Source organism: Methylobacterium sp. WL12, from assembly GCF_008039475.1.
Lineage (GTDB): Bacteria > Pseudomonadota > Alphaproteobacteria > Rhizobiales > Beijerinckiaceae > Methylobacterium > Methylobacterium cerastii.
In genome coordinates, this window is sequence record NZ_VRUW01000014.1 from 37,045 (window position 1) to 53,266 (window position 16,222).

At 68.0% G+C, this 16,222-nt stretch carries 17 protein-coding genes; 9 read left to right on the forward strand and 8 right to left on the reverse strand.

From position 1 onward, the window contains the following. Window positions 1-95: 95 nt before the first annotated feature. From FV226_RS08265 to FV226_RS08275, 3 genes are all read right to left on the reverse strand, one after another. Window positions 96-812 carry an SDR family oxidoreductase gene (locus FV226_RS08265; protein WP_147762533.1) on the reverse strand — a complete coding sequence of 239 codons (717 nt, stop codon included), beginning with the start codon at window positions 810-812 and terminating at the stop codon, window positions 96-98. 55 nt (window positions 813-867) lie between these two features. Then, window positions 868-1,542, reverse strand: coding sequence for a peroxiredoxin-like family protein (locus FV226_RS08270; protein WP_147762534.1), 675 nt, complete (start codon window positions 1,540-1,542; stop codon window positions 868-870). 112 nt (window positions 1,543-1,654) lie between these two features. After that, window positions 1,655-2,290: a glutathione S-transferase family protein gene (locus FV226_RS08275; protein ID WP_147762535.1), complete on the reverse strand. Its 636-nt coding sequence runs from the start codon at window positions 2,288-2,290 to the stop codon at window positions 1,655-1,657. A gap of 140 nt (window positions 2,291-2,430) precedes the next feature. On the opposite strand from FV226_RS08275, the gene FV226_RS08280 reads away from it, so the two are divergent. The 4 genes from FV226_RS08280 to FV226_RS08295 all read left to right on the forward strand — a co-directional run bounded on the left by FV226_RS08280 (window position 2,431) and on the right by FV226_RS08295 (window position 6,332). Further along, window positions 2,431-3,318 carry a LysR family transcriptional regulator gene (locus tag FV226_RS08280; protein WP_246691530.1) on the forward strand — a complete coding sequence of 296 codons (888 nt, stop codon included), beginning with the start codon at window positions 2,431-2,433 and terminating at the stop codon, window positions 3,316-3,318. 97 nt (window positions 3,319-3,415) lie between these two features. After that, window positions 3,416-4,186 carry an enoyl-CoA hydratase/isomerase family protein gene (locus FV226_RS08285; RefSeq protein WP_147762537.1) on the forward strand — a complete coding sequence of 257 codons (771 nt, stop codon included), beginning with the start codon at window positions 3,416-3,418 and terminating at the stop codon, window positions 4,184-4,186. A 44-nt stretch (window positions 4,187-4,230) separates the two neighbouring features. Beyond that, window positions 4,231-5,085 carry an alpha/beta hydrolase gene (locus FV226_RS08290; RefSeq protein ID WP_147762538.1) on the forward strand — a complete coding sequence of 285 codons (855 nt, stop codon included), beginning with the start codon at window positions 4,231-4,233 and terminating at the stop codon, window positions 5,083-5,085. A gap of 107 nt (window positions 5,086-5,192) precedes the next feature. Beyond that, complete coding sequence (locus tag FV226_RS08295; protein ID WP_348644092.1) at window positions 5,193-6,332, forward strand: alpha/beta hydrolase; 1,140 nt, start codon at window positions 5,193-5,195, stop codon at window positions 6,330-6,332. A 282-nt stretch (window positions 6,333-6,614) separates the two neighbouring features. On the opposite strand, the gene FV226_RS08300 is transcribed toward FV226_RS08295, so the two are convergent. The 4 genes from FV226_RS08300 to FV226_RS08315 all read right to left on the reverse strand — a co-directional run bounded on the left by FV226_RS08300 (window position 6,615) and on the right by FV226_RS08315 (window position 11,902). Then, window positions 6,615-9,419, reverse strand: coding sequence for a PAS domain-containing protein (locus tag FV226_RS08300; RefSeq protein WP_246691531.1), 2,805 nt, complete (start codon window positions 9,417-9,419; stop codon window positions 6,615-6,617). A gap of 4 nt (window positions 9,420-9,423) precedes the next feature. Next, a complete protein-coding gene (locus FV226_RS08305; protein WP_147762539.1) occupies window positions 9,424-9,627 on the reverse strand; it encodes a type II toxin-antitoxin system ParD family antitoxin in 204 nt (67 codons plus the stop codon). A gap of 386 nt (window positions 9,628-10,013) precedes the next feature. Next, window positions 10,014-11,450 carry a YncE family protein gene (locus tag FV226_RS08310; RefSeq protein WP_147762540.1) on the reverse strand — a complete coding sequence of 479 codons (1,437 nt, stop codon included), beginning with the start codon at window positions 11,448-11,450 and terminating at the stop codon, window positions 10,014-10,016. Further along, complete coding sequence (locus FV226_RS08315) at window positions 11,447-11,902, reverse strand: DUF305 domain-containing protein (protein ID WP_147762541.1); 456 nt, start codon at window positions 11,900-11,902, stop codon at window positions 11,447-11,449. Before FV226_RS08315 ends, FV226_RS08310 begins: the two co-directional genes overlap by 4 nt. A gap of 181 nt (window positions 11,903-12,083) precedes the next feature. On the opposite strand from FV226_RS08315, the gene FV226_RS08320 reads away from it, so the two are divergent. Genes FV226_RS08320 through FV226_RS08340 form a run of 5 tightly spaced genes read left to right on the forward strand, consistent with a single transcriptional unit; the run spans window position 12,084 to window position 15,081 of the window. Beyond that, complete coding sequence (locus FV226_RS08320; protein ID WP_147762542.1) at window positions 12,084-12,467, forward strand: hypothetical protein; 384 nt, start codon at window positions 12,084-12,086, stop codon at window positions 12,465-12,467. Between the two features lie 43 nt (window positions 12,468-12,510). Continuing rightward, window positions 12,511-13,020 carry a sigma-70 family RNA polymerase sigma factor gene (locus tag FV226_RS08325; RefSeq protein ID WP_147762543.1) on the forward strand — a complete coding sequence of 170 codons (510 nt, stop codon included), beginning with the start codon at window positions 12,511-12,513 and terminating at the stop codon, window positions 13,018-13,020. Next, on the forward strand, window positions 13,017-13,826 hold the full coding sequence (locus FV226_RS08330; RefSeq protein WP_147762544.1) for an anti-sigma factor: 810 nt from the start codon (window positions 13,017-13,019) through the stop codon (window positions 13,824-13,826). Before FV226_RS08325 ends, FV226_RS08330 begins: the two co-directional genes overlap by 4 nt. Further along, complete coding sequence (locus FV226_RS08335; protein WP_147762545.1) at window positions 13,823-14,713, forward strand: LysR family transcriptional regulator; 891 nt, start codon at window positions 13,823-13,825, stop codon at window positions 14,711-14,713. The genes FV226_RS08330 and FV226_RS08335 overlap by 4 nt, the downstream gene beginning before the upstream one ends. Beyond that, window positions 14,710-15,081, forward strand: coding sequence for a DUF202 domain-containing protein (locus FV226_RS08340; RefSeq protein ID WP_056203338.1), 372 nt, complete (start codon window positions 14,710-14,712; stop codon window positions 15,079-15,081). The genes FV226_RS08335 and FV226_RS08340 overlap by 4 nt, the downstream gene beginning before the upstream one ends. Before the next feature lie 3 nt (window positions 15,082-15,084). On the opposite strand, the gene FV226_RS08345 is transcribed toward FV226_RS08340, so the two are convergent. Then, on the reverse strand, window positions 15,085-16,170 hold the full coding sequence (locus FV226_RS08345) for a sulfite oxidase (protein WP_147762546.1): 1,086 nt from the start codon (window positions 16,168-16,170) through the stop codon (window positions 15,085-15,087). Window positions 16,171-16,222 lie beyond the last annotated feature (52 nt).

Here is a 16,222-nt window from a genome sequence, read left to right on the forward strand (position 1 = left end):
CATGCGGCCCGCCCCGATCGTCAGCGCCGCACCGCCAAGGTGGGTGCGTTCACAGCGTTCTGCTCGGCGTTGCTGACCGGGCGTGAGGAGCTCTGTCAGACGGCGGCCTTGCCGACCGACGCACCCCCATCGACGTAGAGCGTCTGCCCCGTCATGAATGCCGCCCCGTCCGACATCAGGAAGGCGATGGCCGCCGCGATCTCCTCCGGCTTGCCGAACCGCCCCATCGGCACCCCAGCGAGGTAGCGCCGCTCGCCCTCGCTCCCCTGCTGGTTGTTGGCCCGGAACAGCTCTGTCTCGGTCGGTCCCGGGGCAACGGCGTTGACGGTGATCCCGGTCGTGGCGAGTTCGAGCGCCCAGGATCGAGTGAAGCTGACCAGAGCAGCCTTGGCGGCCGCATAGGCCGTCCGTTCGACGCTGCCGAGGACGGTGAGGCTGGCGATGTTGACGATCCTGCCCCAGCCGCGCTGCCTCATGCCCGGCAGCGCCGCCTGCACGGCCTGGACTGCCGGGTGGAGGTTGACGCGCAGCACGTCGTCCAGCGCGGAAAGCTCGACCGCTCCGAGCCGTTGCGGTCGGACGAGGCCGACGTTGTTGACCACGCCGTCGATGACGAAGCGTCCGGTCAGGTCGGCGAGGACCGCATCGGTGGCCGCGCCGTCGGCGAGGTCGACCGGGACCAGCGTGCCCGGGAAGTCATCGGAGATGTTGCGCGCGAGGCCGACGACATGATGGCCGTCGCCGGCGAGACGGTGCGCGAGGGCCAACCCGATGCCCTTGCTGGCTCCGGTCACGAGAAAGGTGCGGGACATCCTGTGTCTCCTTGTGGGCGTTCGGCCGCTCATGCGGCCTTTTCGCCGCGTATGGTCAGGCGGGAACGGAGGCGGTGCGGCGAAGCGCCGGCAGCATGTCCTCGGGTTCGGGACGGCGGGTGTAGTCGGGGTTCACTTCGGCGTAGAGGATCGTCCCGTCCTGTCCGACGACGAAGCGCCCGGGCATCGGCAGCGTCCAGCTGGGATCGCCGTTGAAGGCCGGCAGATCGTTCTTCAGGCTCCTGTAGAGCTCGACGAGGTAGTCCGGCAGCGGGAAGCGAAGGCCGAACGCGGCCGCGACGGCGTTGTGCGGGTCCGAGAGAATCGGGAAACCGAGTTCATTCTGGCGGACCGACTTCCGGCTGTTGGCCGCCGTCTGCGGGGAGATGGCCACCAGCGACGCTCCGAGCCTTTCGAACTGAGGCAGCACCTCCTGCAGCGCCTGAAGTTCCATGTTGCAGTAGGGGCACCACACGCCACGGTAGAAGCTGATGACGAGCGGGCCGCGCTCCAGCAGGGTGGCGGAGGAGACAAGTTGCCCCTCCGGATCGGCGAGCGTGAACGTCGGTGCCCGGTCGCCGGCCTTCAGCGCCCGGGTCGCGGCCCCGGAGGCGATCAGTTCGGCGGTGGCCCGGTGCATCGTCAGGATCACCGATGGCGGGACGTTGTAGGGCGGCTTGCCGGCCTCGAAGTCGGCCTTGAACGCGTCGAGCTTGGATTGCAGGGTCATCGATCGGCTCCTGAACTGAGCGGGGTACTGTGGTGGCGTATCGGCCCGGGACGGCCGTCCGCATCGGTGCAGGACGGACCGACGCGGGATGGTTTCGAACAAGGGCGGTCGGTCAGGTCTGCGGGGCGAGCGCGTTCACGCGCTCGATCGCGCGCCGTACGGCGGGACGTGTCGCGACGGCGTCGAACCAGCGGGCGACATTCGGTGTGTCGTCGAAGCCGACACCCGCAAACTCGCGCCGCCAAAGCCAGCCGAAGTGAGCGATGTCGGCTACCGTGAACGCATCGCCGGCGACGAAGCGGCTTTCCGCGAGCACGCCGTCGAGCACGCCCAGCGTTCGGTGCGCCTCGGCCGAGAAGCGCGCGATGGCGAGTGGCTGCGGCTCGGAGGCCTGGCGCTTGAAGAAGCCCGCTTGGCCGAATGCCGGACCGAGCCCGGACGCGTGGAAGAACAACTGCTCGAACACGCGTGCCCGGGCCTCGCCGCTGGGCGGCATGAGCTTGCCGGTCGTCTCGGCCAGATAGACAAGGATCGCGGCGGACTCCGTCAGGACCAGCCGTCCGCCGGCTGCAACGGGATCGACCAGCACCGGCAACTTCGCGTTTGCGTTCAAGGAGAGGAACTCGGTCGCCTTCTGCTCCCCGCGGCGTACGTTCACGCCGTGCAGGACGTAAGGAAGACCGAGCTCTTCCAGCGCGATGGGCACCTTTATGCTGTTGGGCGTGGGGAAGGCGTAGACCTCGAACATGTCGACCGTACTCCGGACAAGCCAGCGCGGCAGCGCGGTGGGTATGGCCGGATTGATGCCCCTCCTCCGATGGACAGGGCAGATGGTGCGGAGCGATAACGCTCATTCCAGGGAGGAATGGCGTGGATCGGTATCAAGCGATGGCCACCTTCGTGCAGGTGGTGGAGGCCGGTTCGTTTTCGGGCGCAGCACGGCTCCTGAACGTCGGCCAGCCCGCAGTTTCCAAGACGATCGCGCAGCTGGAGAGCCGGCTGCAGGTCAGCCTCCTCATCCGCTCCACCCATGGCCTGAGCCCCACGGAGGCGGGTCTGCGCTTCTACGAGCGGGCGCGCGCGGCCATCACAGAGGCGGACGAGGCCGAGCTCGCGGCCCGCGGCGCCGGCGCCGGGCTCTCGGGGCGCTTACGCGTCTCAGCCGCGACAACCTTCGCGCGGATCCACGTCGTGCCGATGTTGCCCCGCTTCCTTGCCCAGAACCCAGGCCTCGACATCGAAGTCATCCTCGATGACCGGGTGATCGACCTCGTCAGCGAGGGGATCGATCTGTCGCTGCGCATGGGCGCCCTGCCGGACTCGTCCGCCGTCGCACGGAGGATCGCGACCGGCTCACGCTCAGTGCTCGCCACGCCCAGCTACCTCGCCCGGGCAGGTGAGCCGCAGAGCCCTGCGGATCTGCCCGAGCACGAGGCGGTGATCTACAGCCAGCTCCCTGACGTCTGGTCCTTCACCCGGGACGGCACCGAGATCTCCGTCGCGGTACACGGCCGCGTGCGGGTCAGCGCAGCCGAAGGCTTGCGCGCGGCCGTCCTTGCCGATGTCGGCCTCACGATTACGTCAGACTGGATGTTCGCTCCCGAACTCGCGAATGGGGAGGTTCGACGGTTGCTGCTTCCCTGGACGCTGCCCGCGATCGACCTTTGGGCATTGTTCCCCACAGGCCGCATGGCGAGTGCCAAGGCACGGCTCTTCGCAGGCTTCGTCGAGACGATCATGGCCGAGAACAGGGTTGCCCATTCCGCGGCGGCATAAGCCTTATCGCTCCGCGCTGTCGTCCGTCCCCCGACGGATACGCCTAACTCGTCCTCACGCCGACCGAACAGGGCCGGCCACCACGAGGACAGCACCGATGGCCCGTTTCGACACCTACCGTGACGCCTTCCCCAACGCCCGCCTGACCCGCAAGCCGAACGGCGTGCTGGAGGTCATGCTACACACCGAGGGCGGCAAGCTCGTCTTCAATGGCCACACGCACGAGCAGTTCGTCGACCTGTTTCACGCCATCGGCGAGGACCGCGACAACCGCGCCGTGATCCTGACCGGGACAGGCGACGCGTTCATGGACGCGATCGACCCGGACGGCTTCGATTTCTTCTCCCCTCAGGGCTACGACAAGATCCTGCGAGAGGGCCGCAAGGTACTCGGCAACATCCTCGACATCGAGGTGCCGATGATCACCGCGCTGAACGGCCCGGTCCTGCTGCACAGCGAATACGCGCTCCTGACCGACATCGTGCTGGCGACACCCGACACGGTGTTCCAGGACAAGCCGCACTTCGAGTTCGGCATCGTGCCCGGCGACGGCGTGCACATCCTGTGGCCGGAGGTGATCGGCTCGATCCGCGGGCGCTACTTCCTGCTGACGCGGCAGGTGCTGGACGCAGAGACGGCGAAGGATTGGGGCGTGGTCAACGAGATCGTGCCGCGCGACCGGTTGCTGGCCCGGGCACATGAGATCGCCGACGGCATCGCCGCTCTGCCGCCGCTCACCGGCCGCTATACCCGGATGGCATTGACCCAGCGCCTGCGCCGGCTCGTCGAGGAAGGCACCGGCTACGGCTTGGCTTTGGAGGGCATCAGCGCCGCCGACGTGGCCCGGAGCATGGCCTCCCAGGCCTGATCGCCAGTCGCTGCACAGCCGGTTGCACTCGCAAGGAGAGTCCAATGACCCAAGTCCGCTACCAGACCGTCGATGTCGACGGCTTCGAGCTCTTCTACCGGGAGGCCGGCGACCCTCAGCGGCCGACGCTCCTCCTGCTCCACGGCTTCCCCTCGTCCGGGCACATGTTCCGCGACCTCATCCCGCTCTTGGCGGACCGCTTTCACCTCGTCGCCCCCGACCTGCCCGGGTTCGGCCTGTCGGAGATCAAGCCGCGGGATGCCTTCACCTACACCTTCGATGCGCTCGCGAGGGTGATCACGCGCTTCACCGAGGTTATCGGGCTCGACACCTATGCGCTCTACGTCTTCGACTACGGCGCGCCGACCGGCTTCCGCGTGGCCATGGCACATCCGGAACGGGTGACGGCCATCGTCTCACAGAACGGCAACGCCTACGAGGAAGGGCTGAGCGAGGGCTGGAACCCGATACAGCGCTACTGGCGCGACCCGAGCGAGCCCAACCGTGAAGCCCTTCGCGAGCTGCTCACCCCGACCTCGATCCGTTGGCAGTACGAGCACGGTGTGCCTGATACCGCACTCGTCTCGCCGGACGGCAGTGCCCTCGACGCCTGGTACATCCAGCGTCCCGAGGTCGACGAGATCCAGCTCGACCTGTTCGGCGACTATGCCAGCAACGTCGCACTCTACCCTGCCTTCCAAACTTACTTCCGGGAGCACCGGCCGAAGCTGCTGGCGATCTGGGGCCGGAATGATCCGTTCTTCCTGCCCGCAGGCGCGGAGGCGTTCCGACGCGACCTACCGGATGCTCAAGTGCGCTTCCTCGATACCGGCCACTTCACCCTGGAGACGCACGCCGCGCCCATCGCTCAGGCGATCGCCGGGTTCTTGAATGACTGAAGCGCAGGCTGTTTGCGTTCGCGGGTGACGAGCGCGGCGCCAAACACCGGATACCGTGGCGTGCCAGCACGGCGACGCCGCCATCCGCCAACGCGGAACGCCCTGGCTTGTCCAGAACCTACTCTGACCAAGAAGGTGCCAGAGCCATGCCGACTAAAACCATCCTTGCAGCCGCGACCGCCCTGGCGCTCGGGCAGGGCACGGCACAGCCGATACCCTCAGTCTCGGCGACGACGACCTACCACCGGGTCGAGATCGACGGAGTGGGCATCTTCTACCGTGAGGCTGGCCCGCGTGACGCGCCCACGGTCCTGTTTCTGCACGGCTATCCGTCGTCGTCTCGGCAGTGGGACCCGCTTCTGCCGCTCCTCGCCGACCGTTACCACCTGATCGCCCCGGACTACCCGGGCTTCGGACAGAGCGACGCGCCATCACCGGCGCAGTACACCTACACCTTCGACAACCTCGCCAAAACCATCGAGGGCTTGGTCGCACATCTTGGCACAGAGCGGTACACGCTCTTTCTGCAGGATTACGGAGGCACGGTTGGCTTCCGCATGGCGCTGGCTCACCCCGAACGGGTCAGTGCGCTGATCGTCCAGAACGCTAACGCCTACGTGGAAGGGCTCGGGCCCAAGTGGCAGGGCATCGCTCGGTTCTGGGCCGATCCCGGTGCCCATCCCGAACAGCTTGATGCCTTCACCTCGCTTGAGGGAGCCAAGCAGCGCCACCTCGGAACCAGCCCCAACCCCGAACGCTACAACCCGGACACTTGGGCTGACGAGTACGCCATCCTCGCGCGACCAGGCGAGCGGGAGATCCAGGCAGCTCTTCTCTACGACTACCGCATCAACGTCGCGTGCTATCCCGCCTGGCAGGCCTGGCTGCGCGGCCATCCGCTGCCGACGTTGGTTCTGTGGGGCCGCTACGATCCGTCCTTCATCGTGCCTGGCGCCGAGGCCTACCTGCGCGACGTGCCGAAGGCAGAGTTGCACATCCTCGATGCCGGGCACTTCGCACTGGACGAGGCAACGGACGAGGTCGCCCGGCTCACACGTGACTTCCTCGGTCGCGTCGAGACATCGGCTCTCCCGTCATCGCCTCCCGTTGAGACACCGTCCTCGTCGTCGAGCGTCCGTCACTGGCATAACCGGGCCCGTGAATTGCCGTCAGGCGATGTTGGGTTCAGAGGAGCAGCCGAATGGCCGGGATGGGCGCGGAATTGCCAATCACCGATTGCCAGGTGAACGCCCCATTCTTCGATCGCGTACCCCGAAAGCGGACCAGTAGAAATCCACCGACCTGAGACGTTGATCAGATGGACGGGTCCCGACCCAACCCGGTCGCTTGGTTCGCCACAGGCGCTTCTAACAAGCGATCATTCATAGGCCGTCCGGCAACTTCGGCTCGGGGTGGCAACCGGACCTCAGGCTATTGTCCTCAAGCGGACGTTCACGGATCGAGTGGCTTCGAAGGGCTGGACGACCTGCCCTGTCTCGTACCTTGCGCGCGCGCCTTTTGAGTTTGAGCTAGCTGCCGATGATGCGCTTGTGTTTCTGCCAGGTGGCCACCTTCCGGAGGAGACGCGATAGCTGCTCGACCGAGTACGGCTTGTGCAGGAGCTCGAAACCGTAGGTGCCGTTCTTCGCCAGCACGTGGCTGTAGCCCGAGGCCAGTAGTACAGGCATGTCGTGGTGTCGGCGGCGGATCTCGTGTGCCAGGTCGATCCCGTTCATGCCCGGCATCACCACGTCGGTGAAGACCACGTCGAAGCGAGCGGCATCCTTCTCCAGCTCGGCCAACGCCTCCTCGGCGTCCGACGCCCAGACAGTGACGTAGCCGAGCTCGGCCAGGGTCTGGGTCGCGAACGTCCCGACATCCACGTTGTCCTCGACCACCAGGACGCAGGTGCCATGCCCATCGACGAGGGGCTCGGGCTCCGCCTCGGGCGCAGGGGCGGCGGCATCGACCCTCGGCAGATACAGCACGAACATCGTACCCTGGCCGACCGTACTCTGGACCCGGATCTCGCCGCCGGATTGCTTCGCGAAGCCGAAGACCTGACTGAGACCCAGGCCCGTTCCCTGTCCGACGCCCTTGGTCGTGAAAAACGGCTCGAAAATGTGCTCGATCCGGTCGGGATCGATGCCCGATCCGGTGTCTTCAATGCAGACCGCGACGAAATCCCCGGACACGGTGGGATGGCTGCGGATCGGCGGGATGGTTGAAACCGCGTGCACGGTAATGGTGAGAGTACCCTCGCCATCCATGGCATCGCGGGCGTTGACCGCCATGTTCACCAAGGCCGTGTCGAACTGGCTCGGGTCGGCGTTGATGAAGCAGGGCTCGTCTGGGATATCCGTGACGATCTTGACGCGTGAACCGCTTAGCGTCCCGACCATGTCGCCGATGGTGAGAACGCTCCGGCCAGCATCAAAGACCTCTGGCTTCAATGCCTGCCGGCGCGCGAAGGCGAGCAGCTGACCCGTGAGCTTGGCAGCGCGAGCGACGGTGTCGGAGATCGCACTGATGTATCGCTGGCGTCGCTCCTCCGGCAGGTCCGGTCGCTTGAGCAGGTCGGTGGATGACTTGATGACCGTGAGTAGGTTGTTGAAGTCATGCGCGACGCCGCCGGTGAGCTGGCCGACCGCTTCCATCTTCTGGGCCTGGCGCAACGCCTCCTGGGCGGAGGCGAGCTCCGTCTCGCGCGCCTTGACGATGGTCAGATCACGACCGACGGCGATGAAGTGTGTTCCGTCGGCCTCGGGCACGACCATCCACTCGATGGGCTTCCAACTCCCGTCCTTGGCGCCGATGCGGTTCTCGAAGCGCGTCGGTCGCCTTGTCTTCCCCATCCGGGCGAGGCCGTCCAGCGTCGGCCCCATGTCGTCCGGGTGCATGAAGGTGCCGTACGATCGTGACAGGAGCTCGGCCTCAGACCAGCCGAGGACCCGGGTCCAGGCCGGACTGACCGCCGACATCATCCCTTCGTAGTCAGCTACGGCCAGCATGTCCTCGGACAACGTCCAGAGCCGGTCGCGCTCGGCCGTTCGCTCCAGGACCTGCTGCTCCAGGGTGGTGTTCAGAACCTGGAGCTCTTCCTCCATGCGTTTGCGCTCGGAGATGTCGCTGAAGAGTACGGCGACCCGGCGTGCAGCTGGATCACCGACGCGCAGGGCCCGCACATCGAACCAGCGTCCGAACACGTCAGCCTTGTTCTCGAAATGGGCGGGTTCGCCCGTCAGTGCGACGCGCCCATAGGTGTCGAACCAGTGGCGTTCGAGATTGGGAGCGAACTCGCTGACCCACCGGCCAACCACGTCGGCGCCGGTCTGCCGCTCGAAGGCAGGGTTAGCTTCAAGGATGCGGTAGTCGATGGCTCGGTCCGCATCGTCGAACGTCACCTCGATGATGCAGAACCCGACGTCGATGCTCTCGAACAGGGTGCGGTAGCGGCTCTCGCTCTCGGCCAAGGCGGCCTGCGAACGGATCTGGTCCGAGACCTCGTAGCCACCGGCGAAGATGCCGGTGACGGCACCGTCCGCGCCGCGAATGGGCTGGTACAGGAAGTCGAGGTACCGATCGCTGTCCTCGTCCGCGAACCGGATGGGAACGGCACGGGCCGTGTACGGCTCGCCCGTCGCGTAGACCTGATCGAGAAGCTCGTAGAACCCTTGGTCGACCAGCTCCGGAAACACCTCGCGGACGTTGCGACCGATGTAGTCCCGTCGGCCGGCGACCACGACGTAGGCGTCGTTCACGTACTCGAAGACGTGGCCTGGGCCGCGCAGCACGGCGACGAACCCGGGCATCTGCTGGAGCAGAGCCTGCTGGCGCTGTCGTTCGGAAGCGGCCTGTCGCTCGGCAAGCACCTGGCGGGTTGTTTCGGTGCAGGCGCAGAACAGGCCGAGGATGACACCATCATCGCCGGGTACAGGGGTGTAGGAGAAGGCGAAGTGCGCTTCTTCCGGGTAGCCGTTGCGGTGGAGGATGAGCTGCAAGTCGTCCATGTGCACGGGCTCCCCCGCGAACACGCGATCCATCAGAGCGCCCACCTCGCCTTGGATTTCAGGCCAGGTCTCGAAGAACGGGCGACCAAGGGCTGTGGGGTGCCGCTCGCCTAGCATGGGCGCGTAGGCGTCGTTGTAGACCAGGGTACGGTCCGCCCCCCAGGCGATGAACATCGGTTGCCGCGAGTTCAGCATCACCCGCACGAGGGTCAGGAGCGGCTGCGGCCAGTGCTCCTGTGGCCCAAGCGAGGTGCCCGACCAATCGTAGGCACGCATGAGCGCACCCATGTCGCCGCCGCCGGCGAGGGCCGAAGTATCAACCATCGACTCAGCCCTGTCGCCGACTGAGAGACGCTGGCGCGCCGCGGGCTGCCTGACCGATGGCCTCGCCCTCGTCCCTGGTGCGCAGGACCCGGATGGCGGTGCGGATGAGGTCGCTGGTCGAGGCGTACTCGCCCTTGGCCACCTGGCTGTCGATCCAGGCAGCAAGCGCTTCCGTAAGGGCTATGTGGCGAGAGTGTTTGGCGGGCATATTCGCCTTCTAACACAACCGGCGGTTGGGGTGTTTCCTTCCAAGCCACCAGGGCGCAGGCACCTATCTGCAGCCCGCGCTGAGAAGCTGGAGCTGGCGTCCCGCCTGCTTGGCTTTGCGCCATCGAAACGCTCCCAGGGCTATGACCAGCGTTACGTTTGGTCTGACGCGGGTCGAGCGACGATGTCCGCTTCCGCCAACGCTCGCCTGGAAGCGGACGGTCGCAAATCCACCCATCCCGGTCGTAGAGCGGACGGGCGGGTCCCGACCTAACTACGCCATAGAAGCGGGCTGACGCTGTTCTCGAAAGCAGACATCGAGGCTGGGCTCGCGTCAGGGAGGCATTGTTTGAGATGTTCGCCTTCCGGACTGGCGACACCGCTCGATTAATCCGTGATCTGCACCTGCTCGACGCCGCCGAGTTTGCCGGGCTTGCCCGCCGCGACCACCAAGTAACGGCGGCTCGGGCCGGCGTCCTTGCGGGTGACTTGCCGGATCGGGCCGATCGCGTTGACGATGGCCGCGCCGGCCGGGTTGGTGGTGAAGGCGGCGAGTGGCTCCAGGCCGGTCGCGCCCTTCGGATCTGCAGACAGCGCCAGCACGAACGGCATCTTCGGCGCCAGTCCCGTGATCGCGGCCTGCAGCGTCTGCAGCACGCCCTGGTCGAACAGGGTGACCTGCGTCGCCGGCTTGCCGTCGCTGCCCGCGAGCGTCAGCGCACTGGTCTGGCCTGCGGCCCCCAGCGGCTGCAGGTTTTGCATTTCGTCGCCCTCCGGTACGGCGTTCGGGACGTAGGCGACGCCCTGCGGACCCTGCCCGATCGGCACCTCGGCGATCACCGTGTTCGACGCGGTGTCGATCACCGCGGCCTTGTCGGCGTTCTCCAGACCGACATAGACGCGGCTGCCGTCGCCCGAGGGCCAGAGCCCGTGCGGCAGGGCGCCGGTCGGGATCGTTGCGAGCTGGGAGAAATCGTCGGTGCGGAACACCTTGACCTGGTTCAGGCCGCCAATCGTCACGTAGGCGAACTGGCCGGCCTTGGTCGAGACGATGTTGACGTGGTTGGTGATCGGCCCGGTCTCGATCGTCTTCAGCGGCGCGAATGGCGGACGCGCCGAAAACACCTGGGTCCGGCCGACATCTTTGAGGGTGAACCACACCTGCTTGCCGTCCGGCGTGGCGGCGATGTCGGGGCAGAACGGGCTCTCCTGCTTCACGCGGCCGACGATGGCGTGGGTCTTGGTGTCGATGACGACGGTCTCGGGGCTGAAGCTGGAGCAGACGTAACCGTAGGTGCCGTCCGGCGAGAAGATCGTCATGCCCGGCCCGTTCGGTACGGTGATCCGGCGGGTCTCCATGGCGGTCGCGGCATCGAGCACGGCGATATAGTCCTCGCCGCGCACGCTCACCCAGACCTCTCGGCCGTCCGGCGTGAAGAAGGCTTCGTGCGGCGAGCGGCCGACATAGGCGGTGTGGCGGACCGCGTTGGTCGCCGTGTCGATGAAGCTCACGGAGTTCGAACCGATCGAGACCGCGAGCAGGGTCCTGTGGTCCGGCGAGAAGCCCATGCCGTGAACCAGAAGCTGCCCGCGATAGAGCGGGCTCAGGTTTATCGGCGTCGGGTCGCCGAGCCGGATCACCCCGAGCAGGGTGTTGGCGGCGGGATCGACCACAGAGACCGTATTGGAGAACTGATCGGAGGTGTAGAACCGGTCTTTGCTGCTGATGGGCACGTCGGGCGCCGAGGCGGGGCCTGGAGCCTGCCCGGCGAAGGCCGAGCCGGAGAGCAGCACAAGGGCGAGAACGGTCAGGGCGGTCTTCATCGGCGGTGCTCCGAAGGCATCTCGGCGGCAGGTGCCGCGCCATGGTGGTGAACGGGAGGGGCGCCGGCGGCCCGACCCGGCATCGCGGGGCGATCGGCGAGCGCGCGGCGCATCACATCGATCTCCTGGCCCTGCTCGACGACGATCCCCTGCGCGAGGCGGCGCAGGACCGGATCCTTGCCGTGGAGCAGCTCCGCCTTCGCCATCGCGATCGCGCCTTCGTGGTGCGGGATCATCATCGCGGCGAAGTCGCGGTCGGGGTCGCCCGAGGGCGGAACCATCATGTCGGCATGCATCTGCGCCATCGACTGCGCCATCATCGCGTCGAAGGACGCAGACGGAGCTGCCGCTGGCTCGGTGGCGGCCAAGGTCGGGCGCATCATCATACGGCCGCCGACGAGGCCGCTCGCCATCAGCGCCGCCGTCACGGCAAATCCCAGTGCTCCGCGCATGCGGCTTCCTTTTGATCCGGTGTCGATGGGAAGGATGCCTGGGGCGCGGCTTTATTCCGCGGATGTGGCTGAGAGCCCGTTCACGCCTTCGTGATCTGTCGTCGAGAAGACGCGTGGAATAGAGGCGCATCTTCGGCATCCCTCCCGATGCGGTCATGCTCGACCGCGGGAGACCTCACCCATGCGCACTCTGCTGATCCGCGGCGCCTTCGCGGCTGTCGCCTTCTCCGCCTTGGCCGCCCAGGCCGCCGCGCCTGCCATGACGGCCGAGACCGCCAAGGGGCCGGCGCTCGTCGATGCCAAGAGCATGACCCTCTACACCTTCGACAAGGACATGGGCGGCAAGTCGATGTGCAACGGCCCTTGCGCCACCAACTGGCCGGCCCTGATGGCCGCCTCCGGCTCGGCCGCCAGCGGCGACTGGATGATGGTGACGCGGGACGACGGCACGATGCAGTGGGCCTACAAGGGCAAGCCGCTCTACACCTTTGCCAAGGACACCAAGCCCGGCGACATCACCGGCGACGGCTTCCTCAATGGCGCGTGGCACATCGCCAAGCCTTGATCGGTGAATGCCTTGATCGGCCCCCTCTGACCGGGAAGCGTCGTTGGACGAGATCGCCGCCCTGATCGAACCACAAATCCCGGCCCTGCGGCGCTACGCCGTCGCGCTGCTGCGGGACCGCGAGGCGGCGGACGACCTCGTCCAAGACACCCTGGAGCGGGCCTTGTCCGCTTGGTCCGGGCGCCGCCGCGACGGCGACCTCCGAGCGTGGCTGTTCACGATCGAGCGCAACCTGTTCCTCGGCGCCGTCCGGCGCCGGGGCCGGCGCGGCGTCGGTTGCGGCGCGGAAGCGCTGGAGCAGGTGCCCGACCCAGGTATCGACCCGGAGGCCGCGATGGGGGCCCGCGACGTGCTCGCCGGCCTCGACGCCCTGCCCGAGGAACAGCGCTCGGTGCTGCTCCTCGTCGCGGTGGAGGATCTGTCCTATGCCGAGGCGGCCCAGGTGCTTGGCGTACCGCTTGGCACCGTGATGTCCCGGTTGAGCCGGGCGCGGACGCGGATGCGAAGTTTTCTGGAAATTGGCCGGACCGGCCTCTTGAGGAGGGTGAAATGAGCGGGGATCCACGCCCGGTCGGCGAGGACGACCTGCACGGCCTGATCGACGGCCGCCTCGAACCGGAGCGGCAGGCGCTGGTCGAGGCTTGGCTCAAAGGAAACCCCGCGCGTGCGGCCGAGGTCTCGGCGGATCGCGCCCTGCGCGAGCGCCTGCGTGCCCGCCTCGCGCCGATCGCCGAGGAGGCGATCCCGGCGCGGCTCCGGGTGGCCAACATTCGCCCGCGACGTCGGTTCGTCGGTGGGGGCTGGTTCCCCATGGCGGCTGCAGCCGTGCTCTGCCTTGCGCTCGGCGGTGCCGGCGGCTGGGTCGGCCATGCCCTGCGCGGCGGATCCGCGACGGCCATGGTGGCGGAGGCACCGGCGACGCAGGACGCGGTCGCTGCCTTTCGCACCTTCGTGGTCGAGGTGGCGCATCCGGTGGAGGTGCGCGCCGACGAGAAGCCCCACCTCGTGACGTGGCTCTCGAAGCGCCTCGGTCACGCGGTCGCGGCCCCCGATCTCGCGGCCCAAGGGTTTCGCCTGATGGGCGGGCGGCTGCTGCCGGCCGGCGCTGAATCCGCAGCGATGCTAATGTACGACGACGACCGCGGAACCCGCCTGACGCTTTACAGCCGCGTCGGAGACGGCGATGGGCGAACGCTCTTCCGCTTCGCCCGAGAGGGCGACATCGCTGCCTTCTCCTGGGTCGATGGTGGCATGTCCTACGTCGTCACCGGCCGTACCGACGAGGCCCGGCTGCTCACCGTCGCGCAGGCGGTCGATGCGCACGTCCGCGGCCTCGCGCCGGATCGTCGGCAGCCGTGACCCTCGACCAGCTTCGCATCTTCGTGGCGGTGGCCGAGCGGCAGCACGTGACGCGAGCCGCCGAGGCGCTGAACATCGTCCAGTCGGCGGTCAGCACGGCGATCGCCAACATCGAGGGGCGGCACGCGACGAAGCTGTTTCACCGGGTCGGCCGCGGGATCGAACTCACCGAGGCGGGGCGCGTATTCCTCATCGAGGCTCGCGCGGTGCTCGCCCGGGCGGAAGCCGCCGAACTGGTGCTCGCCGACCTCAGCTGCCTGCGACGCGGGACGCTGGCGCTCTACGCCAGCCAGACCATCGCCAGCGACTGGCTGCCGCGCCACCTCGTCGCCTTCCGCCGCACCTACCCTGAGATCGCCATCCGGCTGGCGGTCGGCAACACCACCGATGCCGCCGACGCGGTGCGCGCCGGGCAGGCCGAACTCGGCTTCGTCGAGGGAGCGTTGGACGACCCGACGCTCGCGAGCACCACCATCGCGCGGGACCAACTCGTCCTCGTGGTTGCCCCAACACATCCCTTCGCGGGGACGACCGCGCTCGCACCCGAGGACCTCGCCGGGGCCGATTGGGTGCTGCGCGAGGCGGGATCCGGAACCCGCTCGGCCTTCGAGGCAGCGCTCATGGAGGCTGGCCTCTCCACGGCCCAACTCCGGGTCACGCTCGAACTGCCCTCGAACGAGGCGGTGCGCGCCGCCGTCGAGGCCGGGGGCGGGGCCGCCGTCCTGTCCGAGACCGTGGTCGCCGCCGCGCTACGGGCCGGAACGCTGGTGCGGGCGGCGTTCGCCCTGCCGAGCCGGCCCTTCCGGGTGCTGCGCCACAAGGAGCGCTATCGCAGTCGGGCAGCCGACGCGCTGCTCGACCTGATCCAGGAGGCGGCTGCCGGATGAGGGAACCTGCGAAGCCCGTTCCCCCCGACGACCCGCGGGTCAGGCTCGCCGAGGACCGCACGGTGCTGGCAGCCGAGCGCACCTTCGTGGCGTGGCTTCGCACCGGGCTCGCCTTCCTCGGCGTCGGCCTGGCCGCGCAGCGCTTCCTGCGAGAGGTGCTGGCGGTCTGGCCACTGAAGGTGCTGTCGCTCACGCTGATCGCCTGCGCGCTTGCCTCGTTCGCCGGCGCCGCATGGCGGGACCGGGCGATCCGAGCGCGACTCGCCCATGCCGAGATCCCGATGATGCCGCGCATCCTCACCGTCGGGGTTGCGGCCCTACTCATCGCGATCTCGGGCCTCGCGGCCACTGCCCTGCTCTGGGCGTGACGGTTAGGCCACCGTTACCCGCACCCGGTGCCAGGCGGCGCTGAGGTAGCCCTTGTAGTTCCAGGTGTCGTCCGGCGCCGCAGGCTGGGTCTGGCCGGCGGAATCCCAGGCCCGCACCGCGAGTTCGTGCTCGCCGGTCGTCAGCTCGCAGTCGATCTCCCAGAACGTCCAGGCGTAGGGCGCGTCCGCATCGCGGTCGATCCGGGCCTGTGCCCAGCTGCGACCGCCATCCGTCGAGACGTCGACGCGGGCGACCGCTCGGTCGCTGGCGATGGCGTAGCCGCGGATCGCGTGCCGGCCGGCCTTCAACGCTGCGCCGCGGGCGGGCTCGCAGATCGCGCTGTTGAGCGGCATCGCCTCGATGGTGATGCCGTGGGCGGGGTCCGCGGTCTCGGCGGTCACGTCGGGCGGAAACAGCTTGTAGTCGTCGGCCTGCATCGGGTTGTTGGAGGGGTGATCCTGCACCGTGATGCGGGCGAGCCACTTCGGGCTGCGGATACCGGCAAAGCCCGGCACCACCACGCGCAACGGATGGCCGTGCTCGGGGGCGAGAGGCTCGCTGTTCATCGCGAAGGCGAGCAGCGTCTCGGGGGCGAGCGCCTTGGCGAGCGGGATCGAGGCGCCGAAGCGCGTGTCCGTATGGGCGATCCGGTCGTGGCTCTCGAAGGCGACGTGACGTGCGCCCCCCGCGTCGAGGCCGGCCGCGCGCAGGACGTCGGCGAGGCGCACGCCGGTCCATTCCGCGTTGCCGATGGCGCCGGCCGCCCACGGGTCGCCGGCGACCGGGGCCACCGCCAGCATGTCCGCCCGGCGGTTGCCGGCGCATTGCATTACTGCCGTGACGGTGATGGGTGCGAACCGCGCCTTGAGGTCGGCGACGGACAGGTCGAGCGGCGTCGCGACCATCCCGTCGACGGTCAGGCGGTAGCTGTCGGCGTCGATGTCCGGGATGTCGCCGTGGCTGCGGACGTAGAAGTCGGCCTGCTCGGTGATGAAGGTCGCGCGCAGGCGATCGAGCGGCGGCTCGGCGTTGTAGGGCGCCTTGCCGTGGACGATGAGGCGGTCCTTGCGCTGGAACAGGCCGAGCATGGGGTCTTTGTCCTGCGTTCGTGACGTGTCGACGACGAGAACGCGCCGGGGG